Annotated in this window: 6 protein-coding genes; 1 reads left to right on the top strand and 5 read right to left on the bottom strand. The window is 70.5% G+C overall.

The window, feature by feature from the left end; all coding sequences use genetic code 11:
* The 4 genes from Q0C41_RS27510 to Q0C41_RS27495 all read right to left on the bottom strand — a co-directional run.
* On the bottom strand, nt 1-3,688 hold a 3,688-nt coding region (locus Q0C41_RS27510; RefSeq protein ID WP_291989544.1), incomplete at its 3' end, for a translocation/assembly module TamB domain-containing protein.
* Between the two features lie 2 nt (nt 3,689-3,690).
* Nucleotides 3,691-5,634 (bottom strand): BamA/TamA family outer membrane protein, encoded by a 1,944-nt coding sequence (locus Q0C41_RS27505; RefSeq protein ID WP_291989543.1) that lies wholly within the window; start codon nt 5,632-5,634, stop codon nt 3,691-3,693.
* Between the two features lie 111 nt (nt 5,635-5,745).
* Nucleotides 5,746-5,985, bottom strand: a complete 240-nt coding sequence (locus Q0C41_RS27500) for a KGG domain-containing protein (protein ID WP_291989542.1) — start codon at nt 5,983-5,985, stop codon at nt 5,746-5,748.
* Between the two features lie 201 nt (nt 5,986-6,186).
* On the bottom strand, nt 6,187-7,599 hold the full coding sequence (locus Q0C41_RS27495) for an MDR family MFS transporter (RefSeq protein WP_291989541.1): 1,413 nt from the start codon (nt 7,597-7,599) through the stop codon (nt 6,187-6,189).
* A 25-nt stretch (nt 7,600-7,624) separates the two neighbouring features.
* On the opposite strand from Q0C41_RS27495, the gene Q0C41_RS27490 reads away from it, so the two are divergent.
* On the top strand, nt 7,625-7,897 hold the full coding sequence (locus Q0C41_RS27490; protein WP_291989540.1) for an oxidative damage protection protein: 273 nt from the start codon (nt 7,625-7,627) through the stop codon (nt 7,895-7,897).
* Here Q0C41_RS27490 and Q0C41_RS27485 read toward each other — a convergent pair.
* Nucleotides 7,875-8,730: ATP-grasp domain-containing protein (locus tag Q0C41_RS27485; RefSeq protein WP_291989538.1), on the bottom strand; the 856-nt coding region annotated here is incomplete at its 5' end. The two genes, Q0C41_RS27490 and Q0C41_RS27485, sit on opposite strands and share 23 nt — an antisense overlap.

The raw sequence follows: 8,730 nt of genomic DNA, 5'->3' as shown, positions 1-8,730 counted from the left end.
GCGCGGCCGGGGTGGCCGCCGATGTCGCCGCGGGCGTGGTCGCCGCGGGGGCGGTCGCGCCAGGCACGGCAAGCGCGAACGTGTTGATGCCCGGTGCCAGCCACGGCGCCGTGTCCTCGTCGCCCAGCAGGTCCGGCACGATGGCCCCCCGCAGACGCTCGGTCGGGATGCCCTGGTACTCGGCCTGCGTGGCGTAGGTGGTGTCGGCCACCTGCGGCAGAATCTGGTCGAGTTCGAGCCGGCCGTCGGAGACCTCGAGCGAGCCCTCGACCACCGGCGCCAGCAGGGTGCCGGAGATGGTCAGGTCCGTGTGGAGATCGAGCAGGCCGAACTCGTTGTCCAGGACGCGGAAGTCGCGTCCCTTCATCTTGAGGTTGACCGTCCTCGCCTGCTCCCGGCTCAGGCCCAGCTCGCCTTCGACGGTGAGCAGGTCGCCGTTGTCGGTCTCGACGCCCATCTCCGAGATGGCGACGCGCTCGTCCTCGAACATCACCACCGCATCGAGGTTCTTGTAGGTCACGCCGGTCAGCGGCACCACGAACGTGCCGTTGATCAGGAACAACGCGCCCTCGACATGCGGGTCACGCCCCGACCCGGTCACGCGCACGTCCACCTGGGCCTGGCCCCCGAGCCCGGTCACGTACTCGGTCAGTCCCTCGCCCAGCGCGAGATCGATCGGCGTCGAGACGATGGCGACGTCGATGCGATCGGCAGCGGTGGCGGCGACATGCTCGTCGGAGCGCCCGTCGAGCACCGACCGCGGCACCACGCCCTTGGCCGTCATGCGCGCGAAGCCGTCCTTGACCAGTTCGAGGTCCACCAGCGCCAGCGTGCCGTCGAAGGTGACGCGCCCACCGAGCCGCTGCACGTCGATGTTGCGGACGCGCCCCTGCGTGACCTCGACCTGGCCATCGGCCAGGGGGCGCTCGCGCGTGCCCCCGAGCGTGGCCGTGGCCGTGAGCACGCCATCGACCTCGACCTCCTGCGCGGCCAGCGTGAGCACGTCGCCGATGTCCACGCCGACCGCCGCGACGCGCAGCGACGACTCGGCGTCATCGGCGATGCCGACCGTGCCCTCGACGTCGAGGGACTGGCTGCCGCTGACCAGCCGCACGGGGCTGATGGTGGCCTGCCGCGGCGTGATGGCCATCCGCGCCGTCGTGCCCTCGGCCAGCTGCCACTGCACGCCGTCACGCGCGACCTGGACGTGCTCGAGCGTCACGCGCTGGCGCGCCTCTTCGAGCGTCAGGCTGCCACGTGCCTCGATGGCGCGCACGGCGTCGGACCCGGTGACGTCGAAGCGCACGAGGTCCTTCGTGTAGCCGACCGTGCCATTGACGACCGGCAGCACCTGCCCGGCCACCTGCACCTGCTGCCCATCGATGGAACTCTGCACGTCGACGCGGTCGACGTCGAAGTCCGGCACCCGCACGGCATACTGCGCCGTCACCTTCCCGGCCGCGACGTCGTCGCCGTAGGCCAGCTGATCGCCGGCCACCGTGCCGGTGACGAGGAAGTCCGCGCGTGTGCCGTTGATGCGGCCCTCGGTGGTCGCGGCGCCCGTCAGAGGCAGGTCGGCGACTTTCGCCGGCTCGACCAGCGACTCGGCCACGAGGCGGTAGCGGAGATCAGAGGCATCCTCCACGCCGAGACCGAACACGCCGCTGCCGGTGAGCGTGAAACCGTCACCCGTCCCTTCGAGGGTGCGGATGGTGGCCGCGCCGTCGGCGATGGCGACCTCGGCCTCGATGCGGGCAAAGGGCACATCGAAGAGGATCGGTTGATCGAGCGTGAACGTGCCGTCCACCCGCAGGGTGTCGACCGACACGTTACCGATGTCCGGCAGAGACACCCGCGTGTCGACCTGCCCGTGCAGGACGCCGGTGGCCGACGGCGTGCCCGTCAGAGTCTCGAGCTCGAAGCCGTCGACGCGTCCCTTCGCGGTGACGTCGAGCCGATCGCCGTCGAGCGTGGCGGTGACGGCCATCTCGGGCAGCCGGCCGCCGAAGGTGGTCGAGTCCGTGAGCTGGGCGGTGGCCTCGAGGCGCAGGCCGTCGCGGCCGCGCTGCGTCCCCGAGACATCGAAGTCGCCGTTGATGAGCCCGGCAAAGCGTGGCTCCGTCACGGCGGGCACGTCCAGCGCAGCGCCGAGGCGCTGCAGATCGAGCCCAGCGACCGTGCCGGCCGCGCCGAACGTGAAGCCCGCGGGCGTCCGCGCGAAGCGGCCGGTCGTCCCCTCGGACAGCGTTGCGCCCTCGACCTCGGATCCTGCCAGCGTGGCCTCCGCCACGAGCGCCGACAGCGGCCCCTTCAGCGCGTACGAGGCCGACAGATTCGTCTCGAGCGCCGGCACCTGGAGGGACGCCGGCACACGCCGCAGGTCGACGGCTGCGACGCGGCCCGTCAGCGCCAGCGACAGCTCGCGCGGCCCGCGCCCGGCCAGCGCCAGGGTGCCCTTCGTGGTGGCGGTGCCTCCGTAGGCGTTCGCTGACGCATCGAGGCCGATGGTGCGGCCGTCGATCCTGCCGGTCGCCTTGACGTTGGTCCCGGCGTAGCCGTAGGCCTCGGCCCTGGGCCCGGCAAACGCGAAGGTGCCATCGACCGGAAAGCCCTCGGACGCCGAGGGGAAGCGCAGATCGAACGTGGCATCGCCGGTGATGCGGCTGGCCGCGGCCGGGTCCTTGAGGACCGGGGCCAGATCGATGTCGGCGACGGTCAGCCGCCCCTTCAGGCCACGTGTCGGCCCGGTGGTGTCGAGCGTGAGGGGTCCCCTGGCGCGCCCCGCTGCCGATTGCGTGACGTCGACATCGAGCGCCAGCGCGTCGAGCGTGCCCGTCACGCCGACGGTGAGCCGCGGGCGGAGGTCGAACGACGCGGCCGGGATGAAGCGGCCGATCTCTGGCAGCGACACCGGTTGCCCCGACACGCCGAGGTCGAAGGCCCAGGGCGCTGCGGCATCACGACGGCTGAGCGTGCCGTCCACGGTGAGCGCCGACTCGCCGGTCCGCGCGACGACACTCTGGAACCGCCAGCCGGTCGGGACGCTGACGATGCGGCCCGCCAGCGATCGCAGGTCGAGATCCGGCTGTCCGGCCCGGAACGTCAGGCGGCGGACGTCGATGCCGAGTTCGCTCGGGCTGCTCGCGACGCCGCCCTCGAACGTGAGTCCATCGATGCGACGGGGGATCGCCTGGGTCTGCGGCACGCCAATCTCGCGCACCGTCACCTGCGCGTTGGTCACCCGGATGTCGGGCAGCGTGAAGGTGGCGCGCGGCGCGTCGGGATCGGCGGGCGGGCGCGGCTTGAGCAGGCGCGCGACGTTCCACCCGGCCGGGGTCCGCACGGCATCGATGACCGGCTGGTCGATGGTGATCTGCCGCACCGTGCGCCCCGCCGACACCACATCGCCGAAGTCGTACGAGAGTTGGACCCGTCCGACGCGAACCACCGGCGTCCCGTTCTGGACGACCGCGACGTCGCGCAGCGTGACACCGGAGTACAGGTCTCCGTCCAGACCGCCGATGACCAAGGTGCCGTCGATCGCCTGTTCGGCCTGCCGGACCGCGAGGCGGCGCAGTCGTTCGCGGAACCAGGCCGTCTGCGACAGCACCGCCGCGGCCACCAGCAGGCCCGCGAGCAACACCACCAGCACGGCAAGGGCGCGCAGCGCCCGTCGTCCCCGCGCCATGGTCAGAACGCCTGCCCGATGCTGAAGTGGATGCGCCAGCGGCGCGGCTCGGGCTCGCCGCTGACGAGCAGCCCGTCCACGCGCGTGATCTGGTAGCCGAAGTCGACGCGCACCGGGCCGATCGGCGTCACGTAGCGCAGGCCAGGCCCGACGGCGACCCGCAGATCATCGAGGTTGAAGTCGAAGCTGTCGTACCAGACGTTGCCGGCATCGACGAACCCGACGATGGCGAACTGGCCGAACGTCGGGACGCGAATCTCGCCCGAGGACTCGAACATCGAGTGGCCACCGATGGGGTTGCCGGCCACGGTCAGGGGCGAGATCTCGAACCGCCCCCAGCCGCGCAGGCTGGACGACCCGCCGAGGAAGTAGCGCTTGAAGAACGGGACGTTGGCGGCCAGCAGCCCCGGCGCGTCGATGGTGCCGGCACGCGCGCGGCCCGCCAGGACGATGCCACCGAACGAGTGGTACTTGCGGGCCTCGGCGGTGTACTCGACGTAGTTGAAGTCGCCGGGCATCCATCGTCCGGCCTGCTCGACGTGGGCCTGGAGGAGATAGCCGCTCCGGGCGTCGATCAGGTTCGGCGTGGTGTTGCGCTGGAGGTCGACGGCCAGCGCCAGCAGCTGCCCCTGCCCCTGCCCGGTGTTGGGGTTCAGCCCGAGGGCGATCAGGTCGTCGTAGAAGCCCGGATCGGTGAGCGCGGCTTCCGCCACCGTGTAGTCTTCGTACTCGTTGACGAAGGTGACCGACAGGGCCGTGAGCGACTGCTTGCGGCGCACCGGGTCACTGCGTTCCCGCTGCTTGGCGAACGTCAGGCGCCCGCCCTTGGTCGTCAGCTCGTAGGCCGGTTCGTTGGCATACCAGTAACTGCCGCCGACACTCATCGAGATACCGCGGCGAAACAGCGACGGCTCCTCGATGTTGGCGCGAAAGCCCCGATCCAGCGAGGACCAGCGCAGCGTGGCCTGCGCCGTCCGTGCCCCCCCGAAGAAGTTGAGGTGTCGCAGCGTCGTGGTGATGCGCGCCTTCTCCTCGCTGCCATAGCCGGGCATGAAGGAGAGGCGTCTGGGCTTGGCGGGGGTGAGGACGATGTCCACCGGCACGGGCGCGCCCGGCGTCGTCCCGGGCTCGGCGTTCACGGAGACGAACTGGAAGATCTCGCGGTTGTAGAGGCGTCGCTGGCTGTCGACGACGCGACTGATGCGGAACTCCTGCCCCTCCTTCATCGAGAGCAGCGACTTCACGCGACCGTCGCTGACGCGGTCGTTGCCGCGGACGGTGATGCGCCCGAAGACCGCCTTGGGCCCGGGCTCGGCGATGACGTAGAGCGCCACATGCCCCGGCATCGTGCCATCGCCCTCGAGCACGTTCACCGAGGCGTAGGCATACCCCCGCTCCTGCAGGACGGCCAGGGTGGCGTTGCGCGTGTTGCGCACATCGCCCTGCACGCGTCGCCGGCCGGCCTCGAGCGAGATCCGGCGCTCGATGGCCTCCTGGTCGGCGGCGTCGAGGACGTCGAACCCGTAGGTCTCGACCTTGTCGATGATGACCGGCGGCCCCTGATCCACGTGCACGGTGACGTCGACGTGCCCCTTGTCGGCGTCGCGGTCGACGTCCACGGCGGTGACTCGGGCCTTCGGCCAGCCCTGGTCGGACAGAAAGGCGACGATGCGATAGAGGTCGGACTGGAGCAGGCGCGCGCTGAAGTAGCGATCCTTGCCGATGAACGGCAGCAGGCCGCCGGTCTCCCGGGTCGCGAGGACGCCGGTGATCTGCCCGACGTCCAGCCCTGACACACCCTGTATCTGGAGGCTACGCACCTTCAGCCGACGCGTGTCGGCCGGCTCGCGTGTGCCCTGGGCGGTGGCGGGGACGCCTGCGAGCGCCCACGCAAGGCAGGCCCCCAGCAGGCACCGCCCTCGTGCTCGTGCCGTCACGCGTTCCATGTTGCCTGCGATGGCGCGATGGAACAACGTGAACCACAGAAAACCCCGCAAAAACGACGCAGGGGGCGTCCACTGGACGCCCCCTGCCCTGCACGACGACACGGTGTCGCCCTATTCGGCGGTGCCGCCCTCGGGCAGCCGACCGCGGCCCCCGCGGCTGGCGCGCCCCCCCTTGCGACCCGCAGCGCGGGCCTCTTCAGAGGACCATTCGTGCGCCGTCCCCTTCATATGGGCCGCGCGACCGCCCTTGCTGGCGATTTCACGCTGCTTTTCCGGTGACATGGACGCGAATCCACGCCGTTCCTTGCGACGCGTCTCGCCCTGCTCTTGGGTGTTCGATTCATTGCTCACGGTGAAGCCTCCCTCTGCGATCGGCCGGACGCGGAATTGCCCTGCGCACGCCATCGAAAGTCACCTTCACCTCTACAACAACCGTGCCAGCTCGAGGCAGTTTGTCCCAACCCATCCTTGGCTGGATCCGGGCACTAACGGAAGGTAGGACAAAACGGCCACAGCCAACCCCATCTGTGAATGGTTACAATTCGGTAAATATTACACGCTCGTTGTCTTTTGCTCAGGTAGCCCACCAGGCACCAGGAGGGCCGACGCCAGCGCCACAACCGACACCACGGCCCCGACGACGAAGGCGCGGTGCAGGCCAACGGCGAGCAGGGCGGGATCGGTACTCCCGGGCGGGAGCGAGGCGGCCACGACCGCGCCCATCACCGCGACGCCCACCGCGCCCCCGATGCTGCGCGTGAACTGCCCGAGCGACGTGGCCACGCCCAGGCGCTCGCGGGCGACGGTGGCCTGCACGGCCAGCAGCAGCGACAGCATCGTCATCCCCATGCCGATGCCCATGCATCCCAGGTAGACACGCAGTAGCCACATCGGACTGTCCGGCCAGACCGTCGCCAGGCCGAGGAACCCGAGCGACACGCACGTCAGCCCGCCCAGGATGAACGGCCGGAAGCCAACGCGCGGCAGCAGCCGGCCCGTGACGATCGACATCAGGACCCATCCGAGCAGCAGGGGGGTGAGGACACTGCCCGCCTCGCGGGCGGATCGCCCCAGCGCCGCCTGGACGTAGAGGGGCACGAACGCCAGCGCGCCGAAGATGGCGATGCCGAGCAGCGCGCCGCTGAGCGTCGTGGTCGCCACCATGCGATCGGCCAGCAAGGTCAGCGGCAGCGTGGGATGGGCGGCGCGCCGCTCGAGCGCGACGAAGATCGCGCCCAGAGCCAGCGCCGCGACGTAGAGCGCCTTGACGATCGTCGGCGACAGCGAGGCGTCGGGGACGCCGGTCTGATTCAGCGCCAGCATCAGCGCCGTCACCGCGGCCATCAGGACGGCGGCGCCCACGTAGTCCACGTCGCCGCGATCCTCACGCAGGGTGTCGACCAGGAAGCGGCCGACGAGGAAGGCCGCGACCAGCCCGAACGGCAGGTTCATGAAGAAGATCCAGCGCCACGAGGCGCTCTCGGTGAGCACCGCGCCGATCAGCGGCCCGGCCACCGACGACACGCCCCAGACACCGGCAAACAGCGCCTGCGCCCGCGCCCGCTCCTCGAGCGAGAACATGTCGCCGAGGATGACCATGCCGAGCGGCAGCATGCCGCCGGCACCGATGCCCTGAAGGGCCCGGAAGAGAATGAGTTGCGTCATCGACGCGGCCACGCCGCACAGCATCGATCCCAGCAGGAAGACCGCCAGCGCCACGAGGTACGGGCGGCGCCGACCATAGACATCCGCGATGCGCCCCCACACCGGCGTCGTGACGGTGGAGGTGAGCATGTACCCGGAGAAGACCCAGCTGTAATGCGCCAGTCCGCCGAACTGATCGACGACCGTCGGCATGGCCGTGGCGACGATGGTGGCTTCCATGGCGGCGAGGAAGCTGCCGCCGAGGACGCCGAGCGTCACGAGGCGTCGAGGGGAGGTGCGAACACGACCGAGAAAGGACATTGGAGGCTCTGGTACGATCGACCCCATGCGTATGGTGCATTGCGTGAAGCTGGGTCAGGAACTGCCGGGACTGGATGAGGCGCCGTGGCCAGGACCACTCGGCCAGCGCATCTACGATAGCGTGTCCCAGGAAGCCTGGGATCAGTGGGAAGAGCGGATGAAGATGATCCTGAACGAGTACCGCCTGATGCCGTGGCAGAAGGAGGCCCAGGATCTGGTGGCCAAGCACATGGAGGAGTTCTTCTTCGGCGCGGATGCCGCGCTGCCGCCCGGCTTCACGCCGACGCCGGCGAAATAGGCAGCGCGCGGTCCATCACCAGCCGCAGCCGCGTCGACGCCTCCCGCAAGGTGCCGATGACGTCGTCGGGCTGTGCGCCCTGGGCGAAGACGAACCCCGGGTAGGTGCCGCCCTCGGGCGGCGCCTCCAGCAGGCTGCCGGGCAGGGCCGTGATCTCGACGCCGGTCACCCACGGCAGCGCCCGCACCTCCTCCACGCCCTCCACCGCCCGCAGCCGTCCGGATTCCGCGACGGGCAGCATCAGCACCCCGCTGGCGATCGCCTGGTGGCCGTAGTGGTCCAGCGGTTGCCCGAGGGCGTGCGCGAGCAGGACATCCTCGAGCGCGCACGGCGTGCGGTCGGGTGCGACCACCGGGATGGCCCGGGCACAGAGCCCGCCGATCGGCCGCGGGGCCACTTCGAGGACGACGATGTCCTCGCCGTCGACGCGACATTCGGCGTGGATGGGCCCGTGATGCAACCCGAGGGCGAGCGCCGCCCGCGCGATGTGCCCCGCGATCACGTGCTGCCGGGCTGGCGCGACCCTGGCCGGTGTCACGTAGATCGTCTCCTCGAAGAACGGGCCATCGAGCGGGTCGGGCTTCTCGAACAGGGCGAAGACACGCAGGGCGCCGTCTTCCAGCACGCCCTCGAGCGCGAACTCGCGACCGGGCACGAAGCCCTCCACGATCAGGGTGTCGTCCGTGGTGGTGGCGCTGCCGCGGACGTCGGGCCGCGCCAGCAGCGTGGCGAGTCGCTCGCGTGCCGCCAGCAGCGCTGGCAGGGTGTCGGCGCGCATCACCCCGCGGCTTGCCGACAGCCCCGCCGGCTTGATGACACACGGGAAGCGCACC

The organism is Luteitalea sp., assembly GCF_022842525.1.
GTDB lineage: Bacteria > Acidobacteriota > Vicinamibacteria > Vicinamibacterales > Vicinamibacteraceae > Luteitalea.
This window is presented reverse-complemented; position numbering and strand designations above follow the sequence as displayed.